Raw genomic sequence first — 17,497 nt, forward strand, 5'->3', positions numbered from 1 at the left:
TCAGGACTCGGCGCGTACGTCCCCGGCGTGCTCCTGGGCGTCCAGCTCGGCCAGTCCCGCCACCGCCACCGCGTCCAGCTCCGCCAAGGCCTGCAACTGCTCCGGTGTGGTCCCTGCCGGGATCGGTGTCGGGGCCGGTGTCCGCAGCGGGGGCAGCCAGCCCTCGGCCTGCGTCCAGCGGCGTACGACCTTGGCCGGAGCCCCCGCCACCACCGCGTGGTCGGGCACCGTCCCGCGTACGACCGCACCGGCCGCCACCACCACGTTCCGCCCGATCCGCGCCCCCGGCAGGATCACCGCACCGGTGCCGATCCAGCAGCCGGGGCCGATCTCGACCGGCTCCATCCGCGGCCACTGTTTGCCGATGGGCTGGTGCGGATCGTCGTACGAATGGTTGGTGGACGTGACGTACACATACGGCCCGAAGTAGCAGTCGCTGCCGATGGTGACCGTCGTGTCGGCGATGACATGGCTGCCGCGGCCGAGGACGACGCCGTCGCCGATGCGCAGGATGGGGTCGGGGCCGAGGTCGAGGTCCGGCATCAGGCCCGCCGTCAGGGTCACCTGCTCGCCGACGATGCAGTGGGAGCCCAGCTCGATCCAGGGTTCGCCGAAGACGGTGCCCAGCGGGAAGGCGAGCCTGGTACCTGTTCCCATCGCCCGGAAGGCCAGCCGCCCGGGGTTCTCGGCGGTCACGGAACCCGTGCGCTGCACCCAGGCCCAGCCCGCGTGCACCGCGCGCTGCGCCAGCCGACGCCGCCATGACGAGAACGTGTTCTTGGGCTTGGGCATCCGCACACCGTACTCAGGGCCGGCCGGGCCCAGCATGCCGCACACCTGTGATCTTCGCCCCACAGCGGTGGCGTACGGTCTGACGTACTCGAGGACCAGGAGGCGAGATGACGCACAAGGCGTTGATCACCGGTATCGGCGGCAGGGAACCGAAGGTGGACGAGGAGGCGTTCGTGGCGCCCACGGCCTCGGTGATCGGGGACGTCACCCTGGAGGCGGGCGCGAGCGTCTGGTACGGGGCGGTCCTGCGCGGCGACGTCGAACGGATCTCGGTCGGTGCCCGCAGCAACATCCAGGACAACTGCACCCTGCACGCCGACCCGGGCTTCCCGGTCACGATCGGCGAGCGGGTCTCCGTGGGCCACAACGCGGTGGTGCACGGCGCGACGATCGGGGACGACTGCCTGATCGGCATGGGCGCGACGGTGCTGAACGGCGCGGTGATCGGCGCGGGTTCACTGGTGGCGGCCCAGGCACTGGTACCGCAGGGAATGGAGGTCCCGCCGGGGGTGCTGGTGGCGGGGGTGCCCGCCAAGGTCAGGCGTGAACTGACAGCGGAGGAGAAGGAGGGAATCTCCCTCAACGGCACGATGTACGCGGACCTGGCAAAGGCCCACCGCGAGATCCACCAGTAGCCATCAGCCCCAAGGAGCGACGGCACGTAGCAACTCCCCGCACTCACCCCACCCAGGGGCGCGGGGAACTGCGCGACAACTCCGGGCCCTTCGCGACTCCCCGCACCTCAACCCACCCAGGGGCGCGGGGAACTGCGCGACCAGCCCCCACCGAACCGGCACCCACCCGACCACCGAAGCCGAACAGGCACCTCACTCACCGGCGCCGACAGCCTCAACCTCCCGCACAGCCCCCTGCGCCTTCTTCGCCTTCCGCTTCAGCACCAGCATCGACGTCACCCCGAACAGCACCGCCAGCACCAGCCCCAACCACGAGAACCGCTTCAGCCACGACTCGGCGACGACACCCACGTAGTAGATGACCGCGGTCGTACCGCCCGCCCAGATGATCCCGCCCAGCACATTGGCGATCAGGAACTTCCAGTACGGCATCCGCAGCACCCCCGCGAGGGGCCCGGCGAAGATACGCAGCAGCGCGACGAAGCGGCCGAAGAAGACCGCCCACATGCCCCACTTCTCGAAGGACCGCTCGGCCGTGGCGATGTGCCCCTCACCGAAGTGCTTGGGGAACTTCGCCCCGAGCCAGGCCAGCAGCGGCCTGCCCCCCTTGCGGCCGATGGCGTAGCCGATGGAGTCACCGATGATCGCGCCGGCGCTCGCGCAGGCGCCGAGGACGACCGGGTTGATCTCACCGTGCTGGGAGGAGAGCAGCGCGGCGGAGACCAGAATGATCTCGCCGGGCAGCGGAATGCCGAGGCTCTCCAGCCCGATGACCAGTCCCACCAGCGCGTAGATACTGACCGCGGGGATCGTCTCCAGCCATTCCTGCACGTGCAACGCCGGTTCCTTCCGATCTCGCCGTACGCCCGGTACGTCTGCGTCCCCGGCACGCGCCCCGCCGCGGGCGCACGCCGGGAAGCCTACCGGGTCGGGGTGACAGACGGAGCCGACGATGACTCGTGCCAGTCATCGGCCGAACGGACCGATGATCCCCGTGAGCGGCCCCATGGCCTGTGCCAGCGGGACGACGACCGGCTGCACCGGGGCCGGCTGCTGCGGCAGGGCCGGCGCCGGGGCGGGCACGGGCTCTTGGCCGCCGTCGTCCACGACGTACCGCGTCTCGAACTGCTGGCCGCTGGTGGGATCGGACGAGGGCGCGACCGTGGGTGTGGGGGAGGGCGAGCCGGCGAGTCCCGAAGCCCCGCTTCCGGCATGGGGCCCGGCCCCCTGCTGCGTACCGTCCGTGCCGCCGCCCTCCCCCTTCTGCTTCTGCTCCTCCTGGCCGGATCCCCCGCCCTGCGTGCCCTTGCCGGCCTTGCCGTCCTTACTGTCCTTGACGCTCTTGTCGTTCTTGCCGCCCTTCGCCCCGACTCGCTCCTGCCCGTCTCCCGTCCTGGCGGAGTCGTCGGTCGCGGACGGGTCGGGGTCGAGCGTCCATTTCTCGCTCGCCGCCCCGGACCTGGTCGTGACCACGACATCCGCGCCCGGGCGGAGCGAGACGGGTGCGACGGCCAGTTCCTCACGCCAGTGGGGCAGCAGTTCGCCCTGGACGGTGAGGTCGTAGCGGACCTCGTCGGCGTTTGACCCGACGCAACCGGAGAGGAAGACATGTCCGTCGGCGGAGTGGGAGTCCAGGCACAGCCTGGGGTCGGCGAGGCTGCGCAGCAGACCGTCGTCCTCGTACGACCACTGCTGGGTCACGGCGGACGAGCACACGGCGAGCCGGGTCCCGACGCCGGCCACGACCCGGCCGTCGCGGATGTCCAGGCACAGGCCCGTGGCGAGGTGGCGCAGCCTGCCGCGTTCCGTCACGCCGGGATAGCCGGCAGAACCGGCCGACGGCGAGTCACCGGCCTGCGGCGAGGCACTGACCGACTCCCGGCCTGCGGAGGGCGAGGCGGACGCCTTTCCGGTCGAATAGCCGCTCACCGCGCCCCAGTTGGCCATGGGCATGGTCCCGTCCGACCGGCCGCGGACGCCGATCACGCTCGCGACCAGCGCGAAGGAGAGGACGCCGACCCCGACGACCACGGCCCGGGTGCGGGCTTTCGGGAGGGTGTAGCGCTCGTCGGGCAGCGGGAAACGGGCCATGAGGCGATGCCGGCCACCGCCGCCGGGGCGTCCGCCGCTCCGGCCGGACTGTCTGTGGGGAGCGACGCCCGGGCCACCGCGTCCCGGGCGGGAGTCGAGATAACGGCGGGCTCCCCAGCCGAGCACCGCCTCGGCGAGCAGTATCCCCAGCTCGCCCTCGAAATGGCTGAGTTGCTCGGCGGCGTGCCTGCAGTGAGAGCACCCCAGCAGATGCTGTTCGACATCGGGCAGCAGGGCGCCGCCGCGCCGGATCGGGACGTCGAGGAGGCGGTTGTAGAAGCGGCATTCCTTGGACGGCGCGAGTTCACGGTGGGCGTGCACACAGGCGGTGCGGAATTGCTCGCGGGCCTGCTCGAGTGCCGTCGCGGCGCTTGTCGAGTCCACCCCCAACAGACCAGCCGGTACGGAAAGGGGCTCGGCCTCGACCTCGGTATGCCAGAGCAGGCACTGGGCCGCTCTCGGCAGGACGCCGAATGACCGCTCGGCCAGTTGCCGATTCTCGGATGTCCGGGCCCTCGCCGCGCGTAGACCACGCGCGCCAGTGGGTTTGCGGAGTTCCGGAAGCAGTCCCGAAATACCGTCGTCGGCGGACCACTCCCGGACAGTTTCCCTTACCGCGACGAGGAGTTGGGGTCGCAGCGCCTGATTCGACTCACTGCGCTCCAGCCGCCCGAGCACCCGGTGAAAGGCCGACGTGGCGGCCATGGTGGCGAGGTCCCCCTCGACCGCCAGACAGATGACCGCGTAGTCGTACGTCGACTGCCAGTGCCGCGCGAGCAGCAGCGCGACGGCGTACGCGCCCTCGCCCTCGCCCCTCCCGCGCAGTTGCGCCGCGAGGTTCATGTCGGATTCCCCGGTACTGATGCCGGGACGCGGAGGGTAGGGCGGACGCGGGGGGTGAGGGGATTGCACAGAACCCATTCCTTCCAAGCCGCAGGACGGCACCAGCGAATTGCACATCCACGGGAAAGTAATGCCGATTGGTTCGTACCTACGACTCGTCACCTGGGGAGTTCGGGTCGACCGGCACGGAATCCCGAGCGAGAAAAGGGGTCCGACCTCCGCCCCCGCGCGAGTTGGCCCACACTCGCACACCCATCTCGCAGTAAACAAGGAGTTCGAGTGACCGAAGTTCAAAACGAGAGCAATTCAGATGTGTTACCGGCGGTATCCGCACCGGCTTTCGAAATAGCGCTCCGCGCGAGCACCGAGTTGTGTGCACGAGCACCCGGGTGGCACACACAATCTTCAACTTTCGACCATGTGGGGATGCGGGCCCCGGAGCACGTCTCCACCCACTCGAAGAACCGGCCGGGGAATGCAACTCACCGAAAGCGCAAAGGAGTTGATGACCGGCACCGGCCATGACGGTCCGTCGCCGCCCCCAAGAGCGAGACCCGGCAGGTCCGTGGACCTCCGGGTCGTGGCGACTCCTGAGAGCCGGTCAACTGTGACGGGACGACGACTGTCAGCTGTTCGGGCGAAGAGTCCAGACAACGGTCATCTCGCCCGTAATGGCACCGTCTTCACGCTGGATGGCGACGGTCACCGGGAATTCGGGGCGCTTGCCCTCGTCGAGTTCGGCGACCACCTCGGCGACAGGGCGGCCGAGGGTCGCGGTGGCCTTGACGGGACCGAGTGCGATCTTCCTGAACGCGATATCGGCGGTGACCGGCAGCGGTACGGCACGGGAGAACTGATCACCGAAGGCCGCGAGAACGACAGCCCCGCTCGCGGACTCGCCGAGCGTGAACATCGCCCCCGCGTGCGGCCCGCCGACATGGTTGCGGTATTCGCCCTGGTCCGGCAGGGCCACCACGGCCTTCTCCGGCGTGGTCTCCAGGTATTCGAGGTTCAGCGTGCGAACCATCGGCACCGTGGCGGTGAGGCGTTCACCTATCGACATCTGATCTTCGCTCATGGCGTCATGTTACCCATGAGTAGCCTGGTCGGCCAGATCCGGCCCGCCGACCGCCGTATCGTTACCGGCCATGTGGCCAGAACAGCAGCCGCCCGGGGGCGAGCAGAACCCGCAGGACCCGCAGCAGGCACAGGTCCCGCCGCACAATCCCTACCAGCAGCCGGGCTATCAACAGCCGAATCCGTACCAGCAGCCCGGCTACCAGCAGACCGGTTATCCGCAGCAGCCCAACCCCTATTCCCAGCCCGCGCAACCGGGTTGGGGCCCTCCGGTCCCGACCGGCGCACCGCAGCCACCGCGACAACCGCAGCCGCCGTCGGGCGGGGGCGGGAACCGGACGAAGATCACCGCGATCGTCGCGGCCGCGGCGGTCGTGCTCACTGCCGGGGTGACCGGATTCCTGGTCCTGGGCGGTGACAAGGACGAGCAGGCGGGCTCGGACGGCAACGACAAGCAGTCCGGCCGGTCCGCGTCCGCCTCGACGCCCGCCCCGGAATCCGCGGATCCCAGCGATTCGGCCTCGGCGTCCGCATCGGCATCTCCGTCCGACGACAACCCGCGCGGCTCCGCGGCCGAGCAGCCGACGATCGCCGGCTGGAAGGTCGTCGTGAACCCGAAGTGGGGCACGGCCTTCGACGTACCGGCGGACTGGGAGGTGAAGTCGCCGGGCACGCTGATCGGCTTCGAGGACGACAACGCCAAGGCCGGTGCGGCACCGCTCATCACCATGTCGGCGCCCGCGTACTACAAGTCGAAGTGGTGCGTGTCGGACGACGACAAGGACGGCCGTACGTCGGACACCGCGCTCGCGGCCGTCGGCACCAAGGGCGCGAGCGGCGCGAAGACCGCCGACGAGGTCGCCGTGAACCAGGTCCCGTGGTGGGTCTACGGCGGCTACACGCAGCCGGACAAGAAGAGCCTCGTCTTCGACGAGAAGGCGACGCCGTACACGACGAAGTCCGGGATCGCGGGCAGCCTCGCCCGGGCCCACTCGAAGAACACGCCCCAGAAGGGGAAGTGCGCGAGCGACGGCAAGGCCATCACGTTCGGTTTCAAGAACTCGGCCGGCGACTACGTGGCGTGGAGCCTGTACGGCGCGACGGGCGTCTCCGGCGAGGTCCCGGAGAAGACGGTCATGCAGATCCTGAGCACGGTACGACTGCACGGGGACCCGACAGGCGCGTGAGGCCGGCGCGGGTCGGGGCACGACGGGCGCCGGTTCCGGTGATCACTCGCGGCCCACCCTCACTCACGATCGGCTGAATCCGACCGGTATTGGTCGGGGCGGGGCGGAATTGGATTGGCAAGTCGGTGGCGGGCGGCGATAGTCGCCCCGTGCCCTCCACCGACTCCCCCTCCGTACGCCCGCGCCGCCCGTCCTGGGCCGGCCGCAACTACAGCCTGCTCACCGCGTCGGCGGTCGTCACGAACCTCGGCAGCAACGGGGCCGTGATCGCCGCCGCGTTCGCGGTACTGGAGGCGGGCGGGGACGCCGGTGACGTGGGGCTGGTGGCGGCGGCACGCACATTGCCGCTGGTGTTGTTCCTGCTGATCGGCGGCGCGATCGCCGACCGGCTCCCCCGGCACCATGTGATGGTCGCCGCCAACGCCCTCAACTGCCTCTCGCAGGCCGCTTTCGCGGTGCTCGTCCTGGCCGGGGAGCCACAGCTGTGGCAGATGATGCTGCTGACCGCGCTCGGCGGCACCGGGCAGGCGTTCTTCGGCCCGGCGGCCGAGGGCATGCTGCTGTCCTCGGTGGAGGGCGACCAGGCCGCCCGCGCCTTCGCCGCGTACCGGATGGCGATGCAGAGCGCGGCGCTGGGCGGCGCGGCCCTCGGGGGCGCTATGGTCGCCGCGCTCGGGCCCGGCTGGGTCCTCGCGGTGGACGCGGTGGCGTTCGCGGTCGCCGGGGCACTGCGCTCCTTCCTCGACGTGAGTCACATCCCGGCCCGCGCGGCGGGCGGAGGGTTGCTCGCCGATCTGCGGGAGGGCTGGCGGGAGTTCGCCGGGCGGTCGTGGCTGTGGGTGATCGTCCTCCAGTTCGCCGTCGCCAACGCGGTCATCGGCGCCGCCCAGTCGGTCTACGGCCCGCTCGTGGCCCGCGACAGCCTCGGCGGGGCGGGGCCGTGGGGACTGGCGCTGGCCTCGTTCGGGGCGGGTACGGTCGGCGGCGCGTTGCTGATGATGCGCTGGAAACCCCGCAGGCTGCTGCTCGCCGGCACGCTCTGCGTGTTCCCGCTGGCCCTGCCTGCCGCCGCGCTCGCCGTACCGGCGCCGCTGGCCGTGCTGTGCGCGGTGATGTTCGTGACGGGTGTGACGCAGGAGGTGTTCGGCGTGAGCTGGATGACCGCGCTGCACCAGGAGATCCCCGAGGACAAGCTCTCGCGCGTCTCCGCGTACGACTGGTTCGGCTCGGTCGCGATGCTCCCCCTCGCCACGGCACTGGCCGGCCCGGCGGAACACGCCTTCGGCCGCACGCCGGCCCTGTGGGGCTGCGCGGCCCTGATCGTGGCGGTGACAGCGGCGGCCCTGTCCGTACGAGACGTACGAAACCTCACCCGCCACACAAAGAGGGTCACCCGGGAGACACCCCAGAAGACGCCGCCGAAAACCGAGTTGGAGAACACGAGCGGCTGAACACAGCCCCTCACCCGTGACGCCCACCCCGAACGCCCCGCGGCGACACGGCAACGGCACCGCGTCCTCGTCACGCGCACCGGGGCGCGACACACCAACGCGGTCACCCAGAGCGCGCCCCAAAAGACGCAGCTGCAGGACGAGTTGGAGAACACAGGCGGGCTGAACGCACCCGCTCCAGCCCCACCCGCCCCCGTTCCGACCACGCCCCCGGCCTCACCCGATCCCGAACGCCCCCTGCGGCGGCTCCGGTGACGGCACCGCGTTCTCGTCGTGCACAGGGGCGGCGTCCCCGGTGAAGTCCCGTAGTGCGGGACCGTGTTCGAGGCGGGCCGGGAAGGCGTCGGAGGCGACGCGGCGGGCCAGGGCGGCGGTGTCCAGGGGGCGGTGCGCGGCGACGAGTACCGCGTTGCCGAAGCGGCGGCCTCGCAGGACGCCCGGTTCGGCGATCATTACCAGCTCCTCGAACACGGCCGCGAACGTGGCGAGTTGGGAGCGCAGAAAGCCGAAGGGCGCCGCGTCGGCCAGGTTGGCGAGGTAGACACCGTCTCCGCGCAGCACCCGCTCGGCCTCTTGAGCGTACGCAAGGGTCGTCAGGTGGGCCGGGACGCGCGAGCCGCCGAACACGTCGGCGACCAGCACATCGGCGCGGCCGTCGGGCGCGTTTTCGAGCCAGGCGCGGGCGTCGGCCGCGTGCAGGTCGACGCCCGCTCCGGCGGGCAGCGGAAGGTGTTCGACGACCAGGTCGAGCAGCCCACGATCGGCCTCGACGACGTCCTGCCGGGAACCGGGCCGGGTCGCGGCGAGATACCGGGGCAGCGTGAGCGCACCCCCACCGAGATGCACCACGTCCAGCGCCCGCCCCGGCTCCGCGACGGTGTCCAGCACATGCCCGAGCCGACGCGCGTACTCGAACTCCAGGTACGTCGGCTCGTCCAGATCGACGTATGACTGGGGCGCCCCGTCAACCGTGAGCAACCAGGCACGCTCACGATCGATGTCGGGCATGAGCTTGGCGAACCCGTGATCAACGGCACGGGCAACGGGTATCGACTCCTGGTTCACTTCCTCATTGTGCCTGGGGGAAGCGCCGATAAGGGGCGCGGGGAACTGCGCGACCAGCCACAACCGGCCCGCAGCCCCCCACGCACACAAACAACCCTCACACGACGGCAGTCACCGTCCCCGCCCCCACAGTCCGCCCACCCTCACGAATGGCGAACCCGAGCCCCGGCTCCAACGGCACCTCACGCCCCAGCTCGACCGTCATCGAGACGGTGTCCCCGGGCCGCGCGACAGCGATCTCGCCGAGATCGACATCCCCGACCACATCCGCCGTACGGATGTAGAACTGCGGCCGATACCCCGTCGCGACCGGCGTCGTACGCCCGCCCTCACGCCCCGACAGCACGTACACGCGCGCGGAGAACCGCCGGCTCGGTACGACACTGCCGGGCGCCGCGACCACGTGCCCGCGTCGGACCGCGTCGCGCGGCACCCCACGCAGCAGCAGGGCCACGTTGTCCCCGGCCTGCGCCTCCTCCATGGGCTTGCCGAATGTCTCCAGCCCCGTCACGACGCTCTCCAGACCCGCGCCGAGCACTTCGACCCGGTCCCCCACGTGCACCGTGCCGCGCTCGACCGCGCCCGTGACGACCGTCCCCCGGCCGGTGATGGTGAGCACGTTCTCCACCGGCAGCAGGAACGGCGCGTCCAGGTACCGCTCGGGCATGGGCACATACGTGTCCACCGCGTCGAGCAGCGCGTCGATCGACGCCGTCCAGCGCGGGTCGCCCTCGAGCGCTTTGAGACCGGACACCCGTACGACGGGCACCGCGTCGCCGCCGTAGCCCTGCGCACTGAGCAGTTCGCGTACCTCCAGCTCCACGAGGTCGGTCAGCTCCTCGTCGCCCGCGTCGGCCTTGTTGAGGGCGACCACGATGTGGTCGACGCCCACCTGCCGGGCCAACAGCACGTGTTCGGCGGTCTGCGGCATGATCCCGTCGAGCGCGGAGACGACGAGGATCGCCCCGTCGAGCTGCGCGGCGCCGGTGACCATGTTCTTGACGTAGTCGGCGTGGCCCGGCATGTCCACGTGCGCGTAGTGCCGGGTGTCGGTCTCGTACTCGACGTGCGCGATGTTGATGGTGATGCCCCGCGCGGCCTCCTCCGGAGCACGGTCGATCCGGTCGAAGGGAACGAACGTGCCGGAGCCGCGCTCGGCGAGCACCTTGGTGATGGCGGCGGTCAGGGTGGTCTTGCCGTGGTCGACATGGCCCATCGTGCCGATGTTGAGATGCGGTTTCGTGCGGACGTATGCGGTCTTGGACATGGCGATACCTCGAAGCCTTTGCCAGCGGTACTGAGTGAAGGCCCGGCGCGGAGAACGCGGCCGGGACGGGGACCCCGAGGAAGTTCGCCGACCCTCCCCCTACGGGGTCCGCCGGACGATCCGGGAAGGGTCAGCTTCGAGCGCCGTCGACTGCGGCCACGAGGATCGGGACGGCAGCCTTCGGGGCATCCGCGACTGCGGATGCTGCGAGGAGGAAGGCGTACCGGAACATGAGGCGATCATCGCCGACGCGTCAGCGCACGTCGAATGGTTTTCCGGCGGGCGCGGGCTCCGGGAGCCCGGAGAGGTCCCGCACAGTGGCGCATGTCACGGCGTGACGTTTCCGCAGCTTATGGATGCACGTGTCACCTGACGCGCCTCGAGTTCCCCTGGTTGTTCCACCGTTGAGCCGAACCATACGGCGATCACACATATCCGTCGGTTAGTGTCACCGAATGCTCGATGCCACCACCCGCTCTGGGGGCACCGCCACGGCCTCTCCCCGGGCCATCGCCACGGAGCTCTCCCCGCTCTCCCCGGCCGTCATCGTCGTCACCCCACCCGGCGGCCTCGCCGCGCGCTGCACGAGAGCACTGCTCTCGCCGTGGTCGCGGCTGTCGCTCCTGGTGCTGCTGCTCGGCGCCGCCGCGTCCTGCGTCCTGCTCTTCGAGCCCCAGCGGCTGCTTGCCGACGGCTGGCCTCCCCAGGTCGGCGGCGCAGCGGCGGCGGTGCTCTTCGGAGCGGCGTACGGAGTGTGCACCGTGGCGTTCGTGCCACGCCCGCTGCTCAACCTCGCGGCGGGTGCGCTGTTCGGTTCCCAGACGGGCCTCGCCGCGGCGCTCGCGGGTACGGTCCTGGGCGCCGGGCTCGCCTTCGGCCTGGGCCGCGTCCTCGGCCAGGACGCGCTGCGCCCGCTGCTGCGCGCCCGCTGGCTCCAGGCGGCGGACGGCCAGCTCAGCAGGCACGGCTTCCGCTCGATGATGGCGGCGAGACTGTTCCCCGGGGTGCCCTTCTGGGCCGCCAACTACTGCGCCGCCGTCTCCAGGATGGGCTGGCTGCCGTTCCTGCTCGCGACGGCCCTCGGGTCCATCCCGAACACCGCCGCGTATGTCGTCGCGGGCGCCCGCGCCTCGTCGCCGACCTCCCCCGCCTTCCTGATCGCGATGGCCTTCATCGCCGTACCGGCGGTAGCCGGCACCGCGGTGGCCTGGCGTAAACGCCACCACCTACGCGGCCACTGACTCCCAGCCCGTCTGGGGGTCCCCCTCTGGGGGAGTTTGAGGACGAGGCCCCTTCAGGGCCGAAAACGGGGGTCTGGGGGCGCAGCCCCCAGGGATGGGAAGGGTAGGGGCGGCGGGGGCGAGGAAAAACCACGGCGCTGCTATAGCCGCCCAGGCGCCCCTCGGGCGTCCCGCCTAGCTGGTCCCCCGATACACGTCCAGCCGCCCGCACATCCCGAACTTCCCGTGCGCCGAGGGCTGCTGGGCCCGTGCCACGGCGTCCGCCAGATGGGACGTGTCGCCCCGTTCCAGGCGGTCGAGCTGCTCGCCCGTCGCGGCGGCCGCCGCCTCCGCGCCGCGCCGCCAGCGCTCGCGCCAGTCGGCCAGCCGGGGCCGTACGAGAGCGGCGGCCGCCTCGTGGAAGGCCGCCAGAGCTTCCTGCCCCTCCGCTTCCCGCAGCGCCCGGTAGCCCTCGAGTGCGAGATCGCGTCGGGCCCGGGCCACCCGCTCCTGCTCGGCCACGGGCGCGCCTGCCGGGATCACGGTCGCGGCGGCGTACGTCTCCGGATCGGTCAGGTAGCGCGGCGGCAACGTGAGTACGGCGTCCCCGGCCTCCGGGAGCCCGCTGTTCTGCATGAGGACGGTGATGCGCAGGTCGTCCTCGTTGACCAGCCGATGGATCGTGCCCGGCGTGAACCAGGCGACCGTACCGGGCGCGAGCGGCGTCTCCTCGTACCCGGACGTCGTGAGCGTCTGGACCGAACCCCGCCCGCCCGTGACGACGTACGCCTCCGAACAGGTCAGATGCATATGGGGAGTTCCGCCGCACACCCCGTCGTCGGCCGGCCAGTCGTAGACGGCGAGGTGCGAGACGGCGACGCCGCCGGGCAGGCCCGCGAAGGCCGCCGCGTCGGGTGTCGGGCTCACCAAGGGTGCGTCTCCAGATACTTGGCGACGCCCTCGCGCTCCCACTCCCCGTCGACGACGACGACCCGGTAGCGGCGCGTCAGCGTGTCGCCGGGCGCGAGCTCCAGCTCGTCGTAGAAGGCCCAGGAAGGGGCGACGGCGGCGAACGGCTCGTTGCGCACGAACCAGTGGGCGGGATGGGCGCCCTCGCTCCCCAGGTGATCGTTCTCGGGCGCGTGTGCGAAGACCAGCGTGGCGTGGCCGTCGGCGCCGTCGAACTCGCCGGAGTACGCCAGCCACGGCGCCTGCGCGCCCATCAGCTCCGGGCCCTCGGAGTCGGGGCCGAGGATGCGCCCGTCCCGGAAGGCGCGCGGGCCGCGCCAGAACAGGCCGGTGTAGCCGGCGGACTCGCGCCCGGCGGTGGTCGGGCTGCCGAAGAGCAGCGGCACGTCACGCCGGTTGGTGATCGCGCTCGTCCAGGTCAGTGCCCAGGATCCGGCCGCCGGATCGACGTCGTGCACCTCGACCCGTCGCGCCTCCTCGGCCCACAGCTCCCCGCTGTACGGGTGCCAGGTGAGCCGCTCCGCGATGACGGCCCGGCCCCCGTCCGAGGCGACCTCGTCGAAACCGACGTGGGCCATCGAGCCGACGCGCTCGGGAAGGGCGAGATACCCCTCGCCGTGCACGTACGAGTTCCCGCCCCACAGGTTCGCCCCCGACAGATGTGAGGCCGTCAGCTGGAGCCCCTTGTGCCAGCGGTGGTCGTTGGGCCGGTAGTCGGTGACGACGTTGCCGGCGAGCGTCCGGACCGGGTGCAGATACGGCTTCGGCGCCTCCCAGGCCGCCTCCGCCCCGTACACGTAGCTGAACAGCTCGACCCCGGTGACAGGTTCGGTCACGGTGATGCGGTCGCCGTGCGCGTGGACGATGCGCAGGTCCTCGGACGTGGTCACGCGGACGCCTCCTCGATAGCGGAACCGGAAATGTCGCCATCATCGTCGCCGTGGCCGTCGTTCGAGGGCGCCCAGCCGGGCGCGCCGCCGTGCAGCGCGGCGTAGTAGGGGTCGCCCGGGCCGATGTCGCCGGCCCTGACGGTCGTGTCCGTGAAGGCGGACTTGTAGAGCGCTGTGATCAGTTCCAGGCTGGTCCGCCCGTCCGCCCCGCTGCTGCGCGGCCGTTCACCGGCGCGCATGCTCACCACCAGCTCGCGCAGCTGCGCGAGGTGCGAACTCGGCTCGTCCACCCCGAAGTCGCGCCAGGCGGCCACCTCCGCCTCCGGTACGTCGGGCGCGGGGGTGATGGTCCAGTTGTCGTTGGAGTGCCCGTACAGATGGGTGAGTTCGACGGTGGCGCGCTCGCAGTCGATGCGGATACGGCTGACCTCGTCGGGGCTCAGCACGCTGTTGACGACGGTCGCGAGCGCGCCGTTCGCGAACCGGACAAGTGCCGTGGAGACATCCTCGGTCTCGACGTCGTGGACAAGCCGCCCGGCCATGGCACGAACCTCGCTCCACGGGCCGAGCAGATCGAGGAGCAGGTCCATCTGGTGGATGCCGTGCCCCATGGCGGGCCCGCCGCCCTCGGTCTGCCAACGTCCGCGCCAGGGCACGGCGTAGTAGGCGGTGTCGCGGTACCAGGTGGTCTGGCAGTGCACCACGAGCAGCCGGCCCAGGGCTCCCTCGGCGAGCAGCCGCCGTACATGGGTGGCGGCGGAGCCGAAGCGGTGCTGGAAGACGATCGAGGCGTACGGGCCGCCCCCGAGCCCCTCCTCCGCCTCGATGGCGTCGAAGTCTGCGAGCGTCGGCACCGGCGGCTTCTCGCACCACACCCAGGCCCCGGCGCGCAGCGCGGCCACGGTCTGCTCGCGGTGCAGGGTGGGCGGCGTACAGATGGTGACCAGGTCGGGCCGCTGCTCCCGGAGCATCTGTTCCAGGTCGGTGTACGCGTGCGGGATCCCGCTCTCCGCGCAGAACGCCTTCACCGCGTCGGCATCGATGTCAACGGCGGCGACGACCTCCGTCTCGCCCTCCTCGGCCAGTCGGGCGAGCGCCGGCAGATGCGACCCGCGCCCGATGGCGCCGGCCCCGATGATGGCGGCGCGGATACGACGCCCGGTGAGCGGGGGGAGCGTGGCGGGCGAGGCCTGGGTGGCGGGGCCGACGACAGAAGGGCTCCCCGGGGTGGCCGGGGAGGTGTCGGGGCTCGCTGCGGGTGTGGTCATGTGCGGGATCAGCACTCCATCGGACGCGTTGTCTGACGTGGGCCGACGCGTGTTGACTCCGGACCTCCGGTTACAGCAAGCGCTTTCCCCACGCTGGCAAACTATGTTCCGCCCGAGTGGTCGGTCAACACCACGTCGCGGGTGTTCACGGGGTGGATGGTCCGGCCGCGCAATACGGAGAACCCCGCCCTTTACCACCCCTTGACCCCGGCCCCTGTGCTCGGCCCGTCCCCGGGGGCCGCTAGGCTGCCCCCAACACACCTGATCCTCGCCGCCCTTCGCCTCGCGAACGGCCTCCCGGTGTGTCCGTCGGCCCTCCCACGATCAGCGCTTGGACCACGTAACTTCATGTCTTGGTTTGAATCCCTCATCCTCGGACTCGTCCAGGGGCTGACCGAATTCCTCCCCGTCTCCTCCAGCGCGCATCTGCGCCTGACGGCCGCGTTCGCCGACTGGAAGGACCCGGGCGCGGCCTTCACCGCGATCACGCAGCTGGGCACGGAAGCGGCGGTGCTGATCTACTTCCGCAAGGATGTCGGGCGGATCCTTTCAGCATGGTTCCGCTCGCTCACCAACAAGGCGATGCGCAGCGACCACGACGCCCGGATGGGCTGGCTGGTGATCGTCGGTTCGATTCCGATCGGCGTCCTCGGTGTCACGCTCAAGGACCAGATCGAGGGGCCGTTCCGGGATCTGCGGATCACCGCGACGATGCTGATCGTCATGGGCATCGTCATCGGTGTCGCCGACCGGCTCGCGGCTCGTGACGAGACCGGCGGCAAGCACCGGGCGGCCAAGGAGCGCAAGGGCCTCAAGGACCTGGGCGTCAGGGACGGTCTGATCTACGGCCTGTGCCAGGCGATGGCCCTGGTCCCCGGTGTCTCGCGCTCCGGCGCGACCATCAGCGGCGGCCTTTTCATGGGCTACACCCGTGAGTCGGCGGCGCGTTACTCCTTCCTGCTGGCCATGCCGGCCGTGCTCGCCTCGGGCGTGTTCGAACTCAAGGACGCCTCGGAGGGCGGTCATGTCGACTGGGGCCCGACGGCGTTCGCGACGGTGATCGCCTTCGCGGTTGGATATGCCGTTATCGCGTGGTTCATGAAGTTCATCTCGCACAAGAGCTTCATGCCGTTCGTGTACTACCGCGTCGCCCTCGGAGTGGTGGTGATTGTGCTGGTCAGCATGGGTACGCTGAGCCCTCACGCGGGCGAATCCGGCGGCTGAACCAGGGCCGCACAGGCAGCGCTATCTAGCATTTCCTAGCGCCTGATTGCAGCACTCCGCCATGATCATCTCCCACTTGTCTCCCACCCAGGAGATCGGGAGACGATCAGCCAGAAGTGCGCACCTGCAAAATCGGGAGCAGGACGGAGGCCCACACAGCAACAGCTGTGCGGGCCGTTCTGCGTGGCGGCCGGCCCAGGTCAGTCGAGGCTGAGGCGTGCCAGCAGGCCCTGGACACGGTCGGCGGGCGCCTTCTCCGGGTTCGGGCTGATGGTGGCAAGCGCCACTGCGGCCGTCACGATGACGTCGCTCAGCTCCTTCCCGACGAGCCGCCGGCGCGGGCTGTGAGGAAGTCGAGGGTGTACCGGTCGGGGTTGCCGTAGCCGGCCAGGCCCATGATCTTGCCGGAGCTGGTCCAGTTGCCGAGTCCGAGGTGTTCGGCAACGGTCTCGTAGAACCAGCCCAACGACTGGCTGAACGGGAACTGGCGCAGGACCTTCACTCCGTCGGCAGTTGGCGCCTCAGCCTCTGGCTCCGGTACGACGGCTCCTTCTGGGATGCCTTCCAGCGCGAAGAGCGCATCGGCGGACGCAATCCCCCGCTCTACCGCGGCCGTTCGACGCACCGCATTCCCCGTGCTCATCCCCGCCCCCGCCAACCTCGGCACTCCCCAGGACACAGGGTAATGAGCCCAGCGCAATCTGCGCATGTCAACCCAAGTACCTGCCGCGGTACGGTCCGAGCCCAAAGAGCAGCGTGCCGGCACGCTACTTAACGGGTTGGGCGCGGTAGGCCTATACACCATTGGCTGACCTCAACACGACCAGGTTGGGGTGGTGGAGCCCGAACGGGCGACGGGAAGCGCTCTGAGGCTGCTCATCGGCCGTATCTTGGTGGAGCTGCCCGCAGTTCGTCGAGGTGGAGCCGAAGCTCGTGAAGTACACGCTGACCGAACAGCAAGCTGACATGCTCCGCCAGATCGCTGCAGCGTCCAGTGCCGTGTCCATTGCTCCCAAGAGTTCGAACACGGCTTGGGCCCTTGAACAGCGTGGGCTAATCAAACGGAGCTGGCGCGGTAGCGGGCACTGAACCGTACCGGGTTTGATCGAGACTCTAGGTCGTGACTGTGACCTGGTGTTTCGTGGTTTCGCGGTAGTACTTGGTTTCGTATTCGGCGGGTGGGATGTGCCCTATTTCACCGTGGAGCCGACGGTGGCAGTACGAGTCGACCCATTCGGCGGTTGCGAGTTCGACCTGCGAAAGCGTCTTCCAGGGTCGGCGGGGCTTGATCAACTCGGTCTTGAACAGGCCGATCGTGGACTCCATCAGGGCATTGTCGTAGGCGTCGCCGACGGATCCGATCGACGCGGCGATGCCTGCCCGGTCGAGGTGCTCGGCGAGCGCGAACGATGTGTACTGACCAGGTTCAACCAGTGGATGCAACACTGGCTTATTTCATCGATAGTAGATGGTCGTTGAGGGCTTCGGCGGGCGTCCTCCAACCGAGGCTCTTGCGGG

At 70.2% G+C, this 17,497-nt stretch carries 16 protein-coding genes; 5 read left to right on the top strand and 11 right to left on the bottom strand.

The genetic code is table 11. The features are described 5' to 3' along the window. Entirely contained in the window at positions 1-792 is a 792-nt protein-coding gene (locus PV396_RS13365; protein WP_319204002.1) for an acyltransferase, read from the bottom strand. A 107-nt stretch (positions 793-899) separates the two neighbouring features. Here PV396_RS13365 and PV396_RS13370 point away from each other — a divergent pair, with 107 nt between their 5' ends. Next, positions 900-1,427 (top strand): gamma carbonic anhydrase family protein, encoded by a 528-nt coding sequence (locus PV396_RS13370; RefSeq protein WP_319204004.1) that lies wholly within the window; start codon positions 900-902, stop codon positions 1,425-1,427. Between the two features lie 192 nt (positions 1,428-1,619). Here the strand turns inward: PV396_RS13370 and PV396_RS13375 are convergent, their stop codons facing one another. The 3 genes from PV396_RS13375 to PV396_RS13385 form a co-directional block, all read right to left on the bottom strand. Continuing rightward, positions 1,620-2,264: a DedA family protein gene (locus PV396_RS13375; RefSeq protein WP_319204006.1), complete on the bottom strand. Its 645-nt coding sequence runs from the start codon at positions 2,262-2,264 to the stop codon at positions 1,620-1,622. 129 nt (positions 2,265-2,393) lie between these two features. Beyond that, positions 2,394-4,361 (bottom strand): RICIN domain-containing protein, encoded by a 1,968-nt coding sequence (locus PV396_RS13380; RefSeq protein ID WP_319204008.1) that lies wholly within the window; start codon positions 4,359-4,361, stop codon positions 2,394-2,396. 625 nt (positions 4,362-4,986) lie between these two features. Next, positions 4,987-5,424, bottom strand: coding sequence for a DUF4442 domain-containing protein (locus tag PV396_RS13385; protein ID WP_319204114.1), 438 nt, complete (start codon positions 5,422-5,424; stop codon positions 4,987-4,989). Positions 5,425-5,509: 85 nt separating this feature from the next. On the opposite strand from PV396_RS13385, the gene PV396_RS13390 reads away from it, so the two are divergent. Together PV396_RS13390 and PV396_RS13395 are read left to right on the top strand one after the other, a co-directional pair. Continuing rightward, positions 5,510-6,625, top strand: coding sequence for a hypothetical protein (locus PV396_RS13390; protein ID WP_319204010.1), 1,116 nt, complete (start codon positions 5,510-5,512; stop codon positions 6,623-6,625). Positions 6,626-6,774: 149 nt separating this feature from the next. Beyond that, complete coding sequence (locus PV396_RS13395; RefSeq protein ID WP_319204012.1) at positions 6,775-8,076, top strand: MFS transporter; 1,302 nt, start codon at positions 6,775-6,777, stop codon at positions 8,074-8,076. 216 nt (positions 8,077-8,292) lie between these two features. Here the strand turns inward: PV396_RS13395 and PV396_RS13400 are convergent, their stop codons facing one another. After that, positions 8,293-9,084, bottom strand: coding sequence for a fused MFS/spermidine synthase (locus tag PV396_RS13400; protein ID WP_319204116.1), 792 nt, complete (start codon positions 9,082-9,084; stop codon positions 8,293-8,295). 154 nt (positions 9,085-9,238) lie between these two features. Continuing rightward, positions 9,239-10,408, bottom strand: coding sequence for an elongation factor Tu (tuf, locus tag PV396_RS13405; protein WP_319204014.1), 1,170 nt, complete (start codon positions 10,406-10,408; stop codon positions 9,239-9,241). 455 nt (positions 10,409-10,863) lie between these two features. Between tuf and PV396_RS13410 the strand changes: the two genes are divergently transcribed. Further along, positions 10,864-11,649 carry a TVP38/TMEM64 family protein gene (locus PV396_RS13410; RefSeq protein ID WP_319204016.1) on the top strand — a complete coding sequence of 262 codons (786 nt, stop codon included), beginning with the start codon at positions 10,864-10,866 and terminating at the stop codon, positions 11,647-11,649. Between the two features lie 174 nt (positions 11,650-11,823). Here PV396_RS13410 and PV396_RS13415 read toward each other — a convergent pair whose 3' ends face one another. From PV396_RS13415 to PV396_RS13425, 3 genes are all read right to left on the bottom strand, one after another. Next, on the bottom strand, positions 11,824-12,438 hold the full coding sequence (locus PV396_RS13415; RefSeq protein ID WP_416071396.1) for a cupin domain-containing protein: 615 nt from the start codon (positions 12,436-12,438) through the stop codon (positions 11,824-11,826). A gap of 113 nt (positions 12,439-12,551) precedes the next feature. Further along, on the bottom strand, positions 12,552-13,487 hold the full coding sequence (locus tag PV396_RS13420) for a PmoA family protein (protein ID WP_319204021.1): 936 nt from the start codon (positions 13,485-13,487) through the stop codon (positions 12,552-12,554). Continuing rightward, positions 13,484-14,755, bottom strand: a complete 1,272-nt coding sequence (locus PV396_RS13425; protein ID WP_319204022.1) for a Gfo/Idh/MocA family oxidoreductase — start codon at positions 14,753-14,755, stop codon at positions 13,484-13,486. The genes PV396_RS13420 and PV396_RS13425 overlap by 4 nt, the downstream gene beginning before the upstream one ends. Positions 14,756-15,103: 348 nt before the next feature. Here PV396_RS13425 and PV396_RS13430 point away from each other — a divergent pair, with 348 nt between their 5' ends. Continuing rightward, on the top strand, positions 15,104-15,979 hold the full coding sequence (locus PV396_RS13430) for an undecaprenyl-diphosphate phosphatase (protein WP_319204024.1): 876 nt from the start codon (positions 15,104-15,106) through the stop codon (positions 15,977-15,979). A gap of 310 nt (positions 15,980-16,289) precedes the next feature. Here PV396_RS13430 and PV396_RS13435 read toward each other — a convergent pair whose 3' ends face one another. After that, positions 16,290-16,481, bottom strand: coding sequence for a carbamoyltransferase N-terminal domain-containing protein (locus PV396_RS13435; protein ID WP_319204026.1), 192 nt, complete (start codon positions 16,479-16,481; stop codon positions 16,290-16,292). A 611-nt stretch (positions 16,482-17,092) separates the two neighbouring features. Continuing rightward, positions 17,093-17,422 carry an integrase core domain-containing protein gene (locus PV396_RS13440; protein ID WP_416071388.1) on the bottom strand — a complete coding sequence of 110 codons (330 nt, stop codon included), beginning with the start codon at positions 17,420-17,422 and terminating at the stop codon, positions 17,093-17,095. Between the last annotated feature and the right edge of the window lie 75 nt (positions 17,423-17,497).

It is taken from the genome of Streptomyces sp. ME02-8801-2C, assembly GCF_033793965.1.
In the GTDB taxonomy this organism is placed as follows: domain Bacteria; phylum Actinomycetota; class Actinomycetes; order Streptomycetales; family Streptomycetaceae; genus Streptomyces.